The sequence below is a fragment of the Rhodanobacter sp. A1T4 genome, assembly GCF_014207185.1.
Classification (GTDB): Bacteria; Pseudomonadota; Gammaproteobacteria; order Xanthomonadales; family Rhodanobacteraceae; genus Rhodanobacter.
This window is the reverse complement of sequence record NZ_JACHCP010000007.1, coordinates 111212-129413: the sequence shown is the minus strand read 5'-3', so window position 1 is coordinate 129413 and position 18202 is coordinate 111212. Positions and strand designations below refer to the sequence as shown.

Genomic DNA, 18202 nt, shown 5'->3' with positions numbered 1-18202 from the left:
AAGAGTCGGGTTCAGGGATCAGGGAAGCGCCAAAGTCGAAGCTGTTGCTGCATTGAGGCGTTCGCGTTCCCCGCTTGCTATTTCCCGCCGGGCCACCTTGGGTGGCTCCCTCAACACTTCGCGCTCGAAAGGCTTCACCCTGCTCGAAATGCTGGCGGTGATCGTATTGATCGGCATCATCGGTGCGGTGGTGGTGACCCAGGTTGGCAAGAACGTCGACAAGGGCAAGTACGGTGCGGGCAAGGCGCAACTGATGACGCTGAGCCAGAAGATCGAAAACTATGCGCTCGACAACGGCTCGCCGCCGCAGCAGCTGGACGATCTGATGACCAAGCCGGCGAATGCCACCAACTGGCAGGGACCGTACGCGAAAGAGTCCGAGTTGAAAGATCCCTGGGGCCATCAATTCGGTTACCAGTATCCGGGCCAGCACGGCAGCTTCGATCTGATCTTCTATGGTCAGGACGGCAAGCCCGGTGGTGATGGCTACAGTCAGGATGTTGGTAACTGGCAATGAACATCAGGGAACGGGGAGCCGCCCGAGGTGGTCTAGTGGCGAGTGAGCAACAAGAGCATGCGAATGTCGCTGCTCTTGCGTTCCACGCTAGGTCACCTCGGGTGGCTTCCCGCCAGGCCACCTCGGGTGGCTCCCTGTTCTCTGCGCGCATCAAACGCGCGCATGGCTTTACCCTCCTCGAAATGCTCGCCGTGATCCTGCTTATCGGGATAGCGGCCGCGGCGGTATCGTTTTCGGTCACGCAAGGTTTGGCCAGTGTGCGGATAAACGCAGCCAGCAGCGAATTGGCCGGCGCGCTGCGCGCCACGCGGGCGCAGGCGATCGTGAAGGGCCAGCAGCAGAATTTCGATATCGATACGCGCAGCAACAGCTATAGCAACCTGAAGCAGCAAAACGTGCCACTGCCAAAAGGTTTGCAGCTCAGCGTCACCAGCGCGAAGGACGACCAGCCGAACGATCACACCGGACGCATCCGCTTTTTCCCCGATGGCAGCTCTACCGGCGGCCGCATCACCTTGACCAGCGGCAAGCGCGAGTGGCACGTCAACGTGTCATGGCTGACCGGCGAAGTACGCGTAGTCGATACGACGGTGGCGATGCAATGAGTTGCCGTTTGTCAGGTATGCAGACCAGGCGCGCGCAGCGCGGCTTCAGCCTGATCGAAGTGATCGCCGCCATCATGCTGCTGGCCATCGCTTTTGCTGCGTTGATGAAAGTGGCCGGCGGTTCGATCAGCCTCACCCAGAATGCGGCCGGCTATAGCGAGGCGGCGTTGTGGGCGCGAGGCCTGCTCGATAGCGCTTTCATCGGAGAGCCGATCAAGACGGGCAGCAGTGCGGGTCAGTTCAACAACCAGTTCCGCTGGCAGCTCGCTGTGACGCCGTGGAACGATGCCGGCATCCAGCCACCGGCCGCCCCGCTGCATTTATATCAGTTGGATCTGGATGTGCTGTGGGGGCCGATCGGGCATCCACGTTCGGCCCACTTCCGCACGTTGCGGCTAGCCGGCCAGGATGCCGCCAACATGATGCGGCCGGCACCATGAATTCTGCCGTGCTTAGAGCCTTTACAAAGTCTCCTAGGCCGATGGCCGGTTTCACCTTGCTCGAAGTGCTGGCATCGCTGGTGCTGCTTGCCCTGCTGCTGATCGGCGTGTATTCGGGCTTGCGCACGGCCACGCATAGCGTGCGTTCGGGCACGGCGGCGGTGGAGCGGATCGACCAGATCCGCTCGGCGCAGCAGTTTCTGCAGCGCGAGCTCGCGCAGAGCATGGCCCAGCCGATCAGCAAGAACGAGCGCGGCGAGAACATCTATTTCCAGGGCGACGCGCACGAAATGCGTTACGTCGCGCCGCTGCCTGGCTATCTCGGCAAGCTTGGGCCGCAGCTGCAGAGTCTGAAGCTAGTCGATGATGGCCACGGCGATGCCAGCCTGGTGCTCAGTCTCGCCTTGCTGCCGCCGGATGGATCGCCGCCGAAAGCACTGGGCGACCCGCAGGTCTTGCTCGATCACATCAGAAGCGGCGGCTTTGCCTATCGCGGGCTGGATGCGTTGGGCCAGAAGGTGCCATGGTCTGCCGCCTGGCCGGATGGACGGCTGCTGCCGCTGCTCGTGCGCGTGCAGCTGCAGCCGCAGGGCAATTACGCGTGGCCGTTGATCGAGGTTCCGTTGCGGGTCAATCCGCTGGCCAGCGGTGCAGCCACTGGTCTGCAGCCGCTGAATGCGGTGAGCGGGGGCGCGCGATGACGCGGGCGTTGGTTCATCACTCAAGGTCAAGTCAGCGCGGCGTGGCGCTGCTGCTGGTGCTATGGGCCTGCACATTACTGGCGATTTTGCTGGGTGGTTACGCGGCGCTGGCCCGGACCGAGGGTCTGCAGGCACGCTATCAGTTTGCGCAGACGCAGGCGCATTACGCTGCCGAGGCCGGCATCATGCGTGCTTTCTACGGCCTGCAGGATCCGATCAACAAGAATCGCTGGATCGGCGATGGACGCATTTATTCTTTCGCATTCGACGCCGCCGAGATCAAGGTCTCTGCGATTGGCGAAAACGGCAAGGTGGATCTCAATGCGGCCACGCCGCAAATCCTGCAGGCGCTGTTTCAGGCGGCGGGCACGCCGCAGGCGGCAGCCCAATCACTGGCTGCCAACGTCGTGGACTGGCGCAGCGCTCCATTGATAGCGAGTGACCTTGACAAGCGTCGCGCGGCTTATGCGGCGGCCGGACATGATTACGGTCCGCGCAATGGTCCGTTCGTCAGTATCGAGGAGTTGCAGATGGTGCTGGGGATGACGCCAGCGCTCTATCGCGTGATTGCCCCGGACATCACGATCTGGTCCGGCAATGCGGCGCCCGATCCCAACACGGCGCCCCCGCTTGCACTGGCAGCGATTCCCGGCATGACTGCGGCGCAGGAAGCCGTCATTTACGCGGCAAGGCAGAAGGGCGCCAGCGATGCCGGTATGGTTCTCAACAACGGAGTAACGCATAGTATTCGGTCGGAGGCGACACTGGCCGACGGTACGCGTGCAGTGCTGCGCGCGACGATGCGTTTACAGCAGGGACAAACCGGTGCGCAACCCTTTGCGGTGCTGCGCTGGCAGGAGGGGGACGAAGAATGAGTACGGCTACGCAGTCGCTGCGGCCATTGGTGGATCGCATGCGCCGCGCCTGGCGCGGTTCACCGCTGCCGGATTTTTTCTGCTGGTGGGGCGGCGAGCTGCGCGCTCTGCTGCCGGTGCGCTGGCAGAGTTTTTTCAGCGGTGGCGCGGACTGGTATCTGCTGCAGCATGAGGGTACGCAGTGGTCGTTGCGCCGCGCGGGCAACAGTCTGCCGATGACGCGCTGGAACGACAGCGACGACAGCCTGATCCAGCAGACCACGTTGACCAGCGCGCTGAAAAATATAGACCCTGAAGATCTGCGGCTGGCGTTGCTGCTGCCGACAGCTGCCGTCTTGCGCCGCACGCTCGCCTTGCCGCTGGCGGCACGCGACAACCTGCTGCAAGTGATGGCGTTCGAGATCGATCGGCAGACGCCGTTCAGTGCGGCGCAGGTGTATTACGCGGTGCGCGAACTGCCACAGCCGGCCGCAGCCGGACGCGTCAATGCGGAGCTGGTAGCGGTGACGCGCAGCACGCTCGATCCGCTGTTGGCACTTCTGGGCACGCTGAGCATTCCGATCGATGCCGTCGATTTGGCGGTCGGCAATGATCGGCTCGGCGTCAATCTGCTGCCGCCTGAGCAGACAACGCGGCGCGTGCGGCCGCGCCTGCGCTTGAATCTCGCATTGGCGGCTGGTGCTGTTGTGCTGCTGTTGTTGACGCTGGCCACCTGGTTGCACAACCGGCAGGCTGCGCTGGCGAACATGCAGGACACGGTGGAAAGCATGCGCAGCGAGGCGCAGCAGGTCACCTCGCTGCGGCAGCAGTTGCAGGACAATGCGGGTGCCGCCGGCTTTCTGGCTCAGCGCAAGAAAAGCACCGTCAGCATGCTCAGCCTGATGCAGGAGATCACGACGCGCCTACCCGACACGGCATGGCTGGAGCGTTTCAGCGTCGACAACACCGGCCAGGTCGGATTGCAGGGTCAGAGCGTGCAGGCGGCCAAGCTGCTCGACGCGCTGAAGGATTCCACCCTGATCACGAACGCCAGTTTTCAGGGCAGCATTCAGCCGGATCCCACCACGGGCAAGGAACGGTTCTATCTGACCGCGCAGCTGCGTCAGCCGGCCGCCGGCAAAGGCAAGCCGTCGGCCACGGCGGTTGGTGGAGGCGTGCCATGAAAAAGCTCAGCCTCAATCCGCGTGACAGTCGCCTTGCCGCGATCGGCCTGCTGCTGGTAGCACTGGTGATCGGCTATTTCGTGCTGTTGCACTGGTGGTTCGTGGCGCCGCTGAAGCAGATCAGCAGCGACATGGTCGACCTGCGCGATACGCAGGGCCGCTTCGCCGCGGCGATTGCCGAAAAGCCGGCGCTGCAGCAACGCATTGCCACGCTCGGTGCGGGACAGGCCAGCAGCAACGCGTTTCTGGCCGAGGATGATCCGAATACGGCTGCGGCTGATTTGATGCAGCGCGTGGTCGACGTGGTCGGTACCAGCACCCAGGGCGGCAGCTGTGTGGTGAGCCAGAAGGTACCGATACCCAACCCACCAGCGACGCCCGGTGAGCCGTATCGCAAGGCGGCCGTGAGCATCAACCTCAGCTGTGATATCGAGTCGCTGGCGCAAGTGCTGCAGGCGCTGGAGCAGGGCACGCCCTACGTATTCATTGATGACCTGAGCATTTATCGCAATCCGGTCGCGGCGCAGCAAAATAACGCGGCACCGCTCGAGGTGCAGTTCACACTGTCCGGCTACGTGCGTCCTGCACACGATACGCCAGCGGCTTCGCCGCTTGTTCCGGCAGGCTCGCGTGTACCGGGACAGGGAGCTGCGCCATGAATGCTGCCAATCAACGACGTCTGACGCCGATGCTTGCTGCGATCGTCGCGCTGCTGGCGATCGTGTTGCTGCTACTGCTGAGCGGCGTGGGACGCAAGGTGCACTGGAATACGCCACGACCGCCAACCATGCTGCCACCGGGCAACAACGCGGCCAATCTGCCGACACCGCTGCCTTTACAAAGCTTCGCGCTGGTCTGGCAGAAGCCGTTGTTCACTCCTGATCGCAAGCCGATAGCCCGCATTGCCAATGGCGGCACGTCGTTGGGTGATCTCACGCTCACCGGCATCATTCTCACGTCGGGCCTGCACATGGCCTTGCTGCATGACAAGAACGGCGATCGCCAGATTCGCCTGCACGAGGGTGAGGCGATGCCCGATGGCAGTGTAAAGCTGGTGGAAGTTCGTCCGCGCTCGGCACTATTCGATGCATCCGGTGGTCGAACCGAGTTGAAGCTGCCGGCGGGGGCACCGTTCGATGATCCAAAGGCGGCTGTACCGGGAATGCCGAACGGGGATGCCAACGCCAACAATCAACAGGTGCCCGCCGACGCGATGATCCGCATCGGGCCGCATGGCGTCGGACGACAACCGGGACCGCCCGGCAATGCACAACCACCGCAGGATGCGCCACCCGCGTCACCGTTGCTCGATCGAATCAAACAGGCAAATCAGAGACGCCGCGCCGAACGCGCCGCGGCATCTCACTAAGGAGTAGGTGATTCATGTTTCGCAAGCTCACTCAACATGTTCTGCGTACCAGCACCATCGCCTTGACCGTGTGGCTGGTCGGTTGCGCCAGCTCGCAGGTGCACGACGACAGCGCGCTGCAGCGCGAAGCGATGGCCGGCACGCAAAATCCGGTGCCAGCACCGCTGCCGCTCAACAACGATCTCAACGGGGGCAGCGGCGCTGCCACGCCGAAGTCGGAGATCAGCCCGGGTACGGGCAACTTCATCCATCCCACTGCGTTGAGCACGCCGCGTCCAGCGGCAACCGGCGACGGCGCAGTGACCTTCAATTTCGAGAATCAGCCGGTGCAGGCGGTAGTCAAGGCGATCCTCGGTGATCTGCTCAAACAGAACTACACCATCGTGCCGGGCGTGCAAGGCAATATCTCGTTCTCTACCTCCGAACCGGTGGACAGCAGCCAGGCATTGCCGATACTGGAGACGCTGCTGTCGTGGACCCATAACGCGCTGGTCAAGCGTGCCGGCGGCTATGTCGTGCTGCCTGAAAAAGATGCCGTGGCCGGCAATATGGTGCCCAGCCTGGGCGCTAACGCACCATCAGGTGGTCTGCAGTCGCGGCTTTTCCCGTTGCGCTACATTTCCGCTACTGAGATGCAGAAGCTGATCAAGCCGTTCGCCCGGCAGGATGCCGTGCTGCTGGCAGACCCTTCGCGCAATCTCATTGTGATGTCCGGTACGCCGGAAGAGCTGGCCAATTATTCCAGCATGGTGAAAACCTTCGACGTCGATTGGCTGCGTGGCATGTCGATCGGCGTATTCAACCTGCAGTACGCCAAGGTTGATGAGCTGATGCCGAAACTCGATGGCATGTTCGGCGAACATGGTGATACGCCGCTGGCTGGCACGCTGCGCTTTATCCCGATTGAACGCACCAATGCGATGGTGGTGATCAGCACACAGCCGCAGTACCTGCAGGAAGTCGGCGACTGGATTGCCAAGATCGACGCCGGTGGTGGCAACGAGCCACAGCTGTTCGTCTACGACGTGCGCAACCTCAAGGCATCCGATCTCGCCAAATACCTGGGGCAGATTTATGCCAACGGTTCGGGTTCCGGCAACGGCAGCGATGCCAATGGCAAGGTCGGTCCGGGCCTGACCGGCAGTACGCTGGGAAGCGGCAACAACAGCAGCTCGCAAAGCTTGGGCAGCACCGCCGGCAGCTTCGGATCGTCCTCGTCCGGCACCAGTGGCCTCGGCGGGTTGGGCAGTTCAAGCGGTACGTCCGGACTGGGCGGTCTGGGCAGCAGCAGCGGTGGATTGAATACGAGCGGTGGCATTGGGAGTTCAAGCGGCTCGTCATCCAGCCTCGGTAGTGGCGTCGGTGGCAGCGCCAGTGGTGCGGGCGGCAACGGCAGCGATGCTTCAAGCGATCAGCAGTACACATCCAGCGACGGCAGCGTCCGCATCAGCTCGGTCGACAGCAACAATCAGCTGCTGGTCCGCGCCCGGCCGTCGCAGTGGAAGGAGATGCAGGAAGCCATCAAGAAGCTCGACAACGTGCCGCTGCAGGTACAGATCGAAACGCGCATCCTCGAGGTGACGCTCACGAACCAGTTCGCGTTCGGCGTGCAGTACTACCTTGACGGGCTGACCGGCTCCACTACTTCCGGCACCACGATCACGCCGGGCCAGACGTACCGTCATCGCAATATCGGCGCAGGCGGCGGCGGCACGGTGCCCACCAGCGCAGACACACTCTTCTATTCCTTCATCAACAGCAATACCCAGGTCGCGATCAGTGCGATGGAAACCAGCGCCAATTCCAAGACGCTGTCCGCGCCCTCCATGGTGGTGATGAACAACCAGCTGGCGCATATCCAGGTCGGCAACCAGATACCGGTCAACCAGACGTCATTGATTGGCCTGGGTGGCACCACTACTACCGACACCACCGCCAGTACGGTCACGTATATTCCTACCGGCGTCATCCTCGATGTGCAGCCGCGTGTGAATCCAGGCGGTCTGGTGTATCTGAATGTGCATCAACAGGTAAGCACGGCATCGACGACGACCAATTCGCAGGGCAACCCCACCATCGCCCAGCGCGATGTGTCGACCCAGGTTGCAGTACAGAGTGGCCAGACTGTGCTGTTGGGAGGTCTGATAACCCAGGACAACGAGGTGGGCAACACCGGCGTTCCGTTTCTCAGCGACATTCCCGTGCTGGGTCGACTGTTTGGCACCACCAGCAAAAGCCGCACGCGCACAGAACTGATCGTGCTGATCACGCCCAAAGTGATCCGCAGCAGTGAGGATGCCAAGCAGGTGACTAGCGATTATCAGAGCAAGTTTGAATCGTTGCAGCCGTTGCGCGCATCAACTGCCCCCACCACGCCGATGGCCCTGGCCCTTTCCACCGCGCTGCAGTCATCGGCGCCAGGGGCGCTGCCCGTATCGTCCAATACCCCATCGGCAAGCGCTGCGTCGACGGGTGTTCCGGCACCGAACTGGCCTGAGCAACTGCAGCAGCATGCGGAAGATGCGCTGCGCCAGTCCGACTATGCGACCGCGCAGAATCTGGCGATGCAGTCGTGGCGACAGGGTTCGCATCATGGTTCGCTGTGCGAGCGCAACTGGCAGGTCATCGCGCAAGCGCGTGAGCACAGCAATCGACTCGGTAGCGTCGATGCGGCGCGCAAGCAGGAGAACAGTTGCCTGGCAACTCCTTGACCTTGTACCGCGTCGACGGGCGAGCCACGGATGGCTTGTCCTGACGCTGCCTAACGCATGGCGCCCCAGCAGCTATCATTATCAGCGACGATGAATGTTCCGCTGCCCATTTCCCTGATTACGATTTTTCCGATCACGCCGCTGCTGCCGGATATCTGCGCGTCGCTCGCGGATCATCCTCGACTGGTGCTGGAAGCGCCGCCCGGCGCCGGTAAAACTACCCAGGTGCCGCTGGCCTTGCGTGACGCCGAGTGGCTTGCGGGCAAGAAGATCATCGTTCTGGAGCCACGACGCATTGCCGCCCGGGCGGCTGCGCAGTTCATGGCACAGCAGCTCGGCGAAGCGGTCGGCCAGACCGTCGGCTACCGCATCCGCTTCGAATCAAAAGTGAGCGCGGCAACGCGTATCGAGGTGGTCACCGAAGGCATCCTCACCCGATTGATCCAGGACGATCCGGAACTCACCGGCATCGGAGCGATCCTGTTCGACGAATTCCACGAACGGCACCTCGCCGGTGATCTCGGTGCGGCGCTCGCGCTGGATGTACAGGCCACCTTGCGCCCGGATCTTCGATTGCTGGTGATGTCCGCGACGCTGGATGGTGAGCGCATCGCGCAATGGCTGGATGCGCCGCGTATCAGCAGTCCAGGCCGCAGTTTCCCTATACGCATCGAACATCCACCGGCGCGCACGCAAGAAACCGTGGAGCATCATCTGGCGCGCATCGCACGGCAGGCGCTGGAAGAGAACGAGGGTGACGTACTCGCGTTTCTGCCGGGACAGCGGGAAATTGTTCGTGCCAAAAATGCACTTGCGCAAACGATCACGTCGGAAGGTATAGAAGTCATCACGTTGCACGGCGAGCTGTCGCAGGTCGAGCAGCAGGCGGCGCTGGCACCGGCCGAGTCAGGCATGCGGCCAGATCGTATGAGGCGTGTAGTGCTGGCCACCAATGTGGCGGAATCCAGTGTGACCCTGCCAGGCATCCGTGCCGTGATCGATGTGGGGCTGGCGCGCGAGCCGCGTTTCGATCCGAACTCCGGCTTCACACGGCTGGAAACCGTAAGCATTTCACAGGCCTCGGCCGATCAGCGCGCGGGTCGCGCTGGTCGTGTGGCGCCCGGTACGGCATATCGCCTGTGGCCGCAAAGCAAACGGCTGGAATCAGCGCGGCGCGCGGAAATCAGCCATGCCGAATTATCCGGGCTGGCGCTCGAACTGGCGGCCTGGGGTTTGAACGCAAGCAGCAGAGACACGCTGCGCTGGCTCGATCCACCACCTGCTGGCGCACTGGCGCAGGCGCGCGAGTTGCTGATGAGTCTCGGTGCGCTGGATGCCACCATGCGTATCACCGCCATGGGTCGCGCCATGCTGGAGTTGGGTGCGAGTTCGCGACTGGGCGCTGCGGCATGGCGCGCGCCGTCAGCATGGCGCCCACTGATCGCCGATCTGCTTGCCTTGATGGAGGTGCGTTCGCCGATGCGTGGCGAACAAGCGCGCAGCGATGATTTCCGTGTCCGCGTCGCCGCCTTGCATGCGTGGCGCGATCGTCGGGGGCCTTCAGCACGCCATGACGTCGACAGCGGTGCGCTGGCAGCCATTGAACAGATCAGCAAGGGATGGCGCAGACGTCTGGACGTCCGAACGGCCGCCAGCGGTGTGCCGGATAGCCATGCGGTCGGCGATCTTTTGCTGCACGCCTTTCCCGATCGGGTGGCGCGCCGCGACGAGTCCAATCTGCTGCGCTACACGCTGGCCAACGGTCGTGGCGCGCGCCTGCATGAGAATACCTCGTTGCACGGTGAGCCCTGGCTGGTCGTGCTGGATCTGCGTCACGAGGCACGCGACAGCCTGATTCTTGTCGCCGCACCGCTGGATCCTTTGGTGCTGGAGCGCGATTATCCGGCGCAGTTTTCTCGCGAGCACACGCTGCGCTGGAACGAGCAGCGCGCGGTGATCGAAGCGTTCGACGAACGTCGTTTCGGCGCCATCGTGCTGGAGCGGCGCAGCGTACCGGTGCGGCCAGAAGATGCACTGCCGGCGCTGTTGGCCGTGGTGCGTGCGCGAGGCATCGAGACCTTGCCGTGGGGCGATCAGGCGAAACGACTGCGTGCGCGCATGCAGGCCTTGCGCGCGTGGATGCCGGAGCTCGGGCTGCCGGACGTGTCCGATACCGCACTGCTCGATTCGATCGACATCTGGCTTTCACCCTATCTCAATGGCAAGCGCGGACTTGATGCGTTGGGCGCCGACGAACTCTCGCAGGCGCTGGCCTCGCTATTCGATTACGAACAGCGCCGCATGCTCGACGCGCAGGCACCTGAAAGCCTCATGGTGCCCAGTGGCCAACTGCGCCGACTCGACTATGCGCCGGACGAGCCGCCGGTGCTCGCCGTAAAACTGCAGGAGCTGTTCGGTCTCGCCGATACGCCGCGCATCGGCGGCGGTCGTATTCCGGTGACATTGCATCTGCTGTCACCGGCCGGGCGGCCAATTCAGGTGACGCAGGATCTGAAAGGCTTCTGGGAGCGCACTTACCCGGAAGTGAAGAAGGAATTGAAAGGTCGTTATCCGCGCCATCCATGGCCGGATGATCCATGGACCGCCGTGCCAACGCATCGTGCGAAGCCTCGCGGCACCTGATGGCGCGAGCGCACGGTGGAGGATATGACGACCTTCTTGCGCTCGGTGGCTACCGGTAATATTTGTTCCGTACAATGAAGCTTGCACCTGAAATTCATCGTGGCAGGTGTTTTATCAGCGGAATAGTTTGATCTTAGGATTGTTGACCCCAGAGGAGAAAGCCCATGAACAAGCGTTTTGGAATGATGGCATTGCTGTTGCTCGCCCTGCCAGTGATGGCCCATGCATCCTGCGATGATGTGAAGTCCAGCATCGATGCCAAGATCAAGGCCAAGGGTGTATCCGACTACAAGCTGGACGTTGTGTCCGGAGACCAGGCCGATGCTAACGGCAAGGTTGTCGGCCAGTGCGAAGGCGACAAGAAAATTGTCTACACGCGTGGCGAAGGATCCAGCTCTGACAGTTCTTCTTCGGACAGTTCGTCATCCGATAGCGCAACACCCGCCGAAGCGAGCAGTTCGCCGGCGCCGATGAAAAAGCATCACCACATGAAAAAGGCGGCGGATGATTCGGCTTCGCCAGCGCCAGCGCCGGCAACTTCCAGCGGCGGTTGAGCAAGTTTTTTGCAAATCTAGATAAGGGCGCCTTGAGGCGCCCTTATCATTTCAGCCGAGTTTATTTCGCTCGGCTTTTGCGCTTAATGATTGGCAGCGGTGCTGCTCGAGGCTGGTTCCGGTGAGCGCGTAAAGCTGCCGGGGTCGCCGGGAAACACGACCGGGCTTTCATAGCCGTCCGCCGATACGGATGAGACGCCAAAGAACCAGTCGTCGATTACCACATCCTTCAGTACAGTGTGATCGTCATCGCCGACGCTTTGCTGGTACTGCCACTGCGGCGCTGTCGTGTCGCGCCAGTGCACGCGATAGCCGATGGCGCCGGACACCTTGTTCCATTTCACTGTGGTGTCGGTGGCCAGCGCGCCCTCGGTCTCCACGCCCGTTGGCGGTGCGGGTGCACGGCTCAGCGCGGCCATTGTCAGCGTATTGAGCGCGGTAACGTGGGCCAGATAACGGAAGTCGATACCATCGATGGTGTCGCCGTAACGCACGCCCCGATCCTTGTCGGTATTTCCGATACGTAGATCCTGATGCTGCCGGGTGTAATCCTCGTGCGACTCGGTCACGCGCACTGCGGGGAAGCCGGCCTCCAGAAATGGCACTTGATCGCCGCCGCGGCCATAGCGGTCGGTGCGATAAATCATGTGCACGTGCAGATCAGGCAGGTAGGTATCGGCCAGATTCGCCATGTAGCGGGCCATATTGCGTGAGGGCGAATCCACCTCACCGCCGTGATAGCGGCGATAGGTTGCCTGCGCAGCGGTTTCGTTGCTCTTGGTGCCCTCGGAAAACACGCGCACCGAGGTGTTGTCGATCGCGCCGTTCTGGCCGCGGCTATTGCCGATAATGTCGTTGTTCAAGTCGGCCTCTACCTGCCAGCCTTGCGCCACGGCGTAGTCGGCCAGCACCTTGCCGCCGTAGAGGCCTTGCTCCTCGCCGGACAAGGCGGCGAATACCAGCGTGGCCTGATTGTCCTGCTTGGACAGCAGACGAGCTGCCTCCATCAGTGCTGCCACACCGGATGCGTCGTCATTGGCGCCCGGCGCATCGCTCTTGCTGTTCATCACGTCGGTGACGCGTGAATCGAGGTGGCCGGTCATCACGATCACCCGATTGGGATCGCCCTTGCCGCGCTTGATCGCGACCACGTCCATCACTTCGGTTGGCGTGGGCAATCGTTTGCCGGTGAACGTCTGCGATGGTGTAACCACTTCGATGCAGCCGCCGCAATCCTGCGAGATGGTCTCAAAGCGCGATTTCACCCATTGACGAGCCGCACCGATGCCGCGTGTCTTCGACGTGGTGTCCGACATCGTGTGGCGCGTACCGAAGCTGACCAGCTGGGTGATGGTGGTACGCAATTCGGCTTCACTCGGTGCGCTGGCCAGCGTTTGCAGGGCAGGTTGATCGTACGACGCAATGGAGGAAGTTTGTGCCAGGGCGCCGATGCTCGCGGCTGCCAGCATGGAAAAGGCAAAAATTTGCAGGCTTCGATGCATCGTACGTATTCACCGTCAAGGGGTGAACACGATACAACGCTTAGGCAGATAATTGCTGGCCTAAGCGGATAGTTGTCGGTGCGATCGATGGGCCAGACATGTATCGCTCCACGCGTGTATTCGCAATATCTCGTGAGGTCTGCGTCGTCACTTACCGCCAGGGCCAACCATGTCGCACAATGAGACGATGGAGCATCGCGCGCACCATTCTTCGGATTCGACGCCGCTGGCAGCCGGTTCGCCTGGCCAGCAGGACATCGACGCGCTTGCCAATCTGGTTAACCAGCAGCGGCACACTGAAGCCGAAGCGCTGGCACGAAAGCTCATCGACCGCTTTCCCGAATACGGCTTTGCCTGGAAGGTACTTGGCGCGTCGCTCAAATCACAGGGGCAGATGGTGGAAGCCGTTGCCATCGAGCAACAAGCCGCCGTCCTTTTGCCGCACGATGCCAACGTGCATTACAACCTCGGCAACAGCTTGATGACATTAGGGCAGCCGAGTGATGCCGCCGACAGTTATCGTCGTGCCGTTGCGATCAGGCCGGATCATTTCAAAGCACATTTCAATCTCGGCAATGCGCTAAGCGCACAACACCGGATGAAGGATGCGATGGGCAGCTATCGGCACGTGCTGGTGATTCGGCCGGATTTCGTCGAAGCCCATGCCAAGCTCGGCCATGCCCTCATCGCGACCGGCCAACCCGGCGAAGCAGAGGTGCATCTGCTTCGCGTTCTGGCAGCGCGCCCGGACGACGCGCCGGTGCATAACAGCCTGGGCATCGTGTATCGCAGCCAGGGCTGCAAGGCCGACGCTGAGGCCTGCTATCGTCGCGCATTGGCGATCGACCCGAACTACGTCGAGGCACACACAAATCTAGGCAATGCGCTTGGCGACCAGGGCCGCATGGTTGAAGCGGAGTCCAGCTATCGTCAGGCGCTGGCGCTCAACGATGGATATGCCGAGACGCATTTCAATCTCGGCAACATCCTGCGTGACCAGAAGCGGCAACTCGACGCGGAACAAAGCTATCGGTGCGCGTTGAAGATCGCGCCCAATCATTTGCGGGCGCTCAACAATCTGGGCCTGTGTCTCAAGCGGCAGGGTCGCCTGGAAGAGGCCAGTCAGTGTTTCGAGGCCGCCATCGCGATCAAAGCGGATTTCATTCAGTCGCACTGCAATCTCTCGCCACTCAAAACCTATACCGCTGACGACCCCCATCTCAGACTGTTCGAAAGCCAGCAGCATCAACTCCCCACGTTGCCGAGAACAGGGCGCATCAGCTATTGGTTTGCCTTGGGCAAGATGCGCGAAGATGTTGGCCGCTACGAGGATGCATTCGCCGCCTATGCGGAGGGAAATCGCTTGCAGCACGAGCAATTTCCGCACGACGAAGCTCGCGAGGTGGCGCTGACGGAGTGTCTGCAATCCGTATTCAGCGCCTCATTCTTTGCCAGTCGGCCGAAGCCGGCTTACGCGGACAAGGCGCCGATCTTCATCGTCGGCATGCCGCGTTCGGGTACCTCACTGATCGAGCAGATCCTGTCTACCTATCCAGGAGTTTATGGCGCTGGCGAGCTGAGCGACTTGGACGATGTAGTGCATGCCATCGCCGCGAAAACAGGTGAACAGGTAGATGCCTATCCGGAAGTCGTCACCACATTGTCGGCCGATGAGTTCCATCGCCTGGGCGAAACCTACATCGAACGCATTTGGCGGCTGGCGCCGGAAGCCGAACGCATCACCGACAAGATGCCGGCCAATTTTCTGCACTTGGGCATGATTCACCTGATGCTGCCGCATGCCAGGATCATCCATGCCATGCGCGATCCGATGGACTCGTGCTTCTCGTGTTACTCACGCCTGTTCGCAAACAACAATCTCGATTTCGCCTACAGTCTGGACACGGTGGGACGCTATTACGTGCGTTACATTCAGCTGATGCAACATTGGCACCGCGTACTGCCGACGGGCACGGTACTGGACGTCCGCTACGAGGATATGGTGACGGATACCGAGGGCCAGGCGCGACGTTTGCTTGACCACCTCGGCCTGCCGTGGGACGAGCGCTGCCTCGACTTCCACCGGAACAAGCGCGTCGTCAAAACCGCCAGCATCGCCCAGGTACGCAAACCGATCTACCGATCATCCATAGCGCGCTGGAAACACTTCGAGACGCATCTGAGCCCGCTGCTGGATATCGTTAAAGACTATCGGTGATCTGATTTTCGCCTTCCGGCGGTAGCCGCTTTGCCAGGTTCACTAAAAGAAGAGCCCAGCCTTGCGACTGGGCTCTTCACGTTGGATTACCGTAACAGCCACTTGTTCCAGCGGCTGTTCGGCTTGCTTGGTTTACTGCACGGTCAGGGTGACGTCGTCGAGCGTGAAGTCGGTGTTACCCGAAGACGAAGTCTCCTTGCCGGTGAACTTGATGGTGACCGTCTGACCGATGTACGCGGCCAGATTGGCGGTCTCCACCGCATAACCGGTGTTGGTATTGAGGCTGGTGAAGGTCGACAGGGTCTTCAGCACCGTGCCGGACGAATTCAGCACCTGCACGGTCAAGGTATCGGCCGCTGTACTCTTGGTCGAGTCGATATGCAGGTAGTACTGCAAGGTCGCCGTCGTCTTGCCGCTTGGAATCGCTACCGACTGCGACGCCGTGTCGGTGTGCGAAGCACCATATCCATCAAGCCATGCGAACCAGGTCCCCGCATGCGAGGTCTCGCCGCTACCGCAGTAGCTGGACGACGAGCTGCTGGTGCTGCACAACACACCCGAACTCAAGGTCCATGGCGAGGCAGTACCGGTTTCGAAGCCAGTGTTGACGAGGATCTGGGTCGGGGTGCCGCCGCCACTGCTGCTGACTGTCACCGATGCCGTCTTGGAGCTGGTAGTACCGCTGACGCTGTCGGTCACGGTCTCAGTCACACTGTAGGTGCCGGCGGCCGCATAGGTGTGGCTCGGGCTGGCGACAGCCGAGGTGCTACCGTCACCGAAGGTCCACGCGTGCGTGCTGATGGTACCGCCCGAATCGGTGGACGAATCAGTGAACGTAGCAGTCAAGCCACTGGTGGTGTCGCTGAAGTTGGCTACTGGCGTGCCGCCAGTGCTGCCGCCACCACCGCTGATGTTGCTCGAAAGGGAACTGACGATGATGCTGCCGAAGCCGGTGGTGTAGTCCCAGCCCACTGCTGCCGTCTCACCATCGTTGTTGCCCGAGGTGATGTCGTGGAAGTCCGCCGCATAGTTGGCAGCTGCTGCCTTGTAGACCAGCGGAGCGGCAAAGCCAAGGGCACCGCCATTCGCGCCCTGGATACGTGCCCATGCGCCGACGAACAGCGGTGAGGCCAGGCTGGTGCCGCCGATCTGCTGGTTTGCCTGGCCGTCCACGATGACTAGCGCACCGGAATCCGGGCTGGCGTCATAGGCGATGTCAGGCACGCCGCGGAACTTGGACGTACCGTTCTGACCCACGCCCACCTGCCAGCTGGGAATCGGCTCGAACGTGCTGGGGCTGCCGCCGGTTGCACCTTCACTCTCGCTGAGATTGTTCCATACCGTCTCGCTGTCCCAGGTGGTGCCGGTGGTATACACCTCGGTACCGCCCGCCGAGATCACGTATTGCGAACTGGCTGGCCAGCTTGGGGTTATGCCGCTGGTGCACTCGTTGGCGCCGGAATCGCCGGCTGACACCGAGAAGGTCTGGCCTTGCGCCACAGCTTGTTCGAAGACCGTATCTTCCGCCGTGGTCGTACCCGCTGATTTGGCGTCGGTTTCGCATTCGCCCAGCGAGACGTTGATCACGACAGCCTTGTCGTCGGTCACGGCCAGGTTGTAGTCGGTGGTGAGTGCCGCGTCGGAAAGGCTTGCTGCATCGTAGAGGATCAGGCTTTTCACGCCACCGGTCATCGCGAGGATGTCCTGGGTGTCCAGATCCCATTCGCCGTCACCGCTTGCCGAGACGCTACCGGTGTTGCCTGTACCCTCGATCGATGGCACGAGAGACGGCAGACCGTTGGTGCTCTCAAAGGACTTGACGTCGCTGAGCACGTCGCTCATCTGGCCCGAAACGATGTTACCGACCGTGACCGTCGATGCGGTAGGGAGGCTGCTGGCACCGTAGATCTTGGGAAAATCGAGTGGGTTGTGACCGGCGGCCGTTCCAGTAGCCAACGGGTGTGCAGCGTTCGTGTGGGCCCTGACGGCGAACGTATGCGACAGATGTACATTATCCAGACCGAGTACGGTCTGCACGGTGTCCTGCAGCGCAGCGGGAATCATCACGGCGCTTGTATTGTGATAAGCGTTGCGGCCGTCGTGGGTACGTACACTCTCGAACGTGGTGTTGAACGTAGCGCGCACAGTGTCCGAGGTCGCGTCGCCTTCAACCAGCAAACGGTTCGGGGCGATGGTGACGTTCTTGTAGCCAGCCTTGGTCAAGTAATCGGCCACGGCCTGCGCCTGCGCCTGGGTCGGCGAGTACTGCGCGGCGAATTGCGCCGGACTCATCGAACGCTGCGCGACCGGTGTACCCGGCTGTTCGGCTTTGGCCACAAAGCTGTCCAATTGATCCTTATTGCGCAGCTTGAGCGAAACCACGATGTGCATTGGCTGCGAGACGGCCAGCGGTCCGGTCGATACGTCACCGTTACGCAGCGCGTTGACTTGTTGGGTTGCCAGCGCGACAAACGCGTTACTGACATTGCTTGCGGGGGTGGCACAGACAGACGCAGTGGCGGCCAGGGCAATGGATGCGACCAGCAGCTTGAGACGGAAATGATTTTGCATTGGAACTCCCGAAGTGTTTTAAGAGGCAAAACGAGCCCGCACGGGGCACGAAGACCTCATGAAATAAATGCCGTGGACAGACACGGCATGGCTGACTTTCTTGGATTGCCTTGCAATCCTGTTGCGTTCCGTACGCCCTCTTTGAATATCTCTACAAGGATCAACACGCACGCTTTGACAGGGCGACGTCAAAATCAAAAAAGAAACGTCGTAACAGGACCGTCTACCAAACTCCCGATTGGCGAACTCTGTGACGTTATGGCGAAGTCTGGAGTATCGTCAATAGGACTTTTTGAAGTATTGGGTGATTGCAATCACACAACGGTCGGATCG

The 18202-nt window shown here is 61.5% G+C and carries 14 protein-coding genes; 12 read left to right on the top strand and 2 right to left on the bottom strand.

Annotated features, from left to right (window positions below; all coding sequences use genetic code 11):
• Window positions 1-97 precede the first annotated feature (97 nt).
• The 11 genes from gspG to HDE80_RS15430 all read left to right on the top strand — a co-directional run bounded on the left by gspG (window position 98) and on the right by HDE80_RS15430 (window position 11578).
• Window positions 98-517, top strand: a complete 420-nt coding sequence (gene gspG, locus HDE80_RS15480) for a type II secretion system major pseudopilin GspG (protein WP_184602715.1) — start codon at window positions 98-100, stop codon at window positions 515-517.
• Between the two features lie 149 nt (window positions 518-666).
• Window positions 667-1122 carry a GspH/FimT family pseudopilin gene (locus tag HDE80_RS15475; RefSeq protein ID WP_345776468.1) on the top strand — a complete coding sequence of 152 codons (456 nt, stop codon included), beginning with the start codon at window positions 667-669 and terminating at the stop codon, window positions 1120-1122.
• Entirely contained in the window at window positions 1119-1562 is a 444-nt protein-coding gene (locus tag HDE80_RS15470) for a prepilin-type N-terminal cleavage/methylation domain-containing protein (RefSeq protein WP_255483827.1), read from the top strand. The genes HDE80_RS15475 and HDE80_RS15470 overlap by 4 nt, the downstream gene beginning before the upstream one ends.
• A gap of 41 nt (window positions 1563-1603) precedes the next feature.
• Entirely contained in the window at window positions 1604-2263 is a 660-nt protein-coding gene (locus HDE80_RS15465) for a prepilin-type N-terminal cleavage/methylation domain-containing protein (protein WP_184672374.1), read from the top strand.
• Window positions 2260-3138 (top strand): type II secretion system protein GspK, encoded by an 879-nt coding sequence (locus HDE80_RS15460; RefSeq protein ID WP_184672372.1) that lies wholly within the window; start codon window positions 2260-2262, stop codon window positions 3136-3138. Before HDE80_RS15465 ends, HDE80_RS15460 begins: the two co-directional genes overlap by 4 nt.
• A complete protein-coding gene (locus tag HDE80_RS15455) occupies window positions 3135-4301 on the top strand; it encodes a PilN domain-containing protein (RefSeq protein WP_184672370.1) in 1167 nt (388 codons plus the stop codon). The genes HDE80_RS15460 and HDE80_RS15455 overlap by 4 nt, the downstream gene beginning before the upstream one ends.
• Window positions 4298-4960 (top strand): type II secretion system protein GspM, encoded by a 663-nt coding sequence (gene gspM / locus HDE80_RS15450; RefSeq protein ID WP_184672368.1) that lies wholly within the window; start codon window positions 4298-4300, stop codon window positions 4958-4960. Before HDE80_RS15455 ends, gspM begins: the two co-directional genes overlap by 4 nt.
• Window positions 4957-5670 (top strand): general secretion pathway protein GspN, encoded by a 714-nt coding sequence (locus HDE80_RS15445; protein WP_184672366.1) that lies wholly within the window; start codon window positions 4957-4959, stop codon window positions 5668-5670. The genes gspM and HDE80_RS15445 overlap by 4 nt, the downstream gene beginning before the upstream one ends.
• 14 nt (window positions 5671-5684) lie before the next feature.
• The gene (gene gspD / locus HDE80_RS15440) at window positions 5685-8381 is read left to right on the top strand and encodes a type II secretion system secretin GspD (RefSeq protein ID WP_184672364.1); all 2697 of its coding nucleotides are present in this window, start codon (window positions 5685-5687) and stop codon (window positions 8379-8381) included.
• Between the two features lie 90 nt (window positions 8382-8471).
• Window positions 8472-11024: an ATP-dependent helicase HrpB gene (gene hrpB / locus HDE80_RS15435; protein ID WP_184672362.1), complete on the top strand. Its 2553-nt coding sequence runs from the start codon at window positions 8472-8474 to the stop codon at window positions 11022-11024.
• 164 nt (window positions 11025-11188) lie between these two features.
• Window positions 11189-11578 carry a DUF1161 domain-containing protein gene (locus HDE80_RS15430; RefSeq protein WP_184672360.1) on the top strand — a complete coding sequence of 130 codons (390 nt, stop codon included), beginning with the start codon at window positions 11189-11191 and terminating at the stop codon, window positions 11576-11578.
• A gap of 83 nt (window positions 11579-11661) precedes the next feature.
• Here the strand turns inward: HDE80_RS15430 and HDE80_RS15425 are convergent, their stop codons facing one another.
• On the bottom strand, window positions 11662-13080 hold the full coding sequence (locus HDE80_RS15425) for a M20/M25/M40 family metallo-hydrolase (RefSeq protein ID WP_184672358.1): 1419 nt from the start codon (window positions 13078-13080) through the stop codon (window positions 11662-11664).
• Window positions 13081-13249: 169 nt separating this feature from the next.
• Between HDE80_RS15425 and HDE80_RS15420 the strand changes: the two genes are divergently transcribed.
• Entirely contained in the window at window positions 13250-15298 is a 2049-nt protein-coding gene (locus HDE80_RS15420) for a tetratricopeptide repeat-containing sulfotransferase family protein (protein WP_184672356.1), read from the top strand.
• Window positions 15299-15430: 132 nt separating this feature from the next.
• Here HDE80_RS15420 and HDE80_RS15415 read toward each other — a convergent pair whose 3' ends face one another.
• Window positions 15431-17869, bottom strand: a complete 2439-nt coding sequence (locus HDE80_RS15415) for a protease pro-enzyme activation domain-containing protein (RefSeq protein WP_184672354.1) — start codon at window positions 17867-17869, stop codon at window positions 15431-15433.
• Between the last annotated feature and the right edge of the window lie 333 nt (window positions 17870-18202).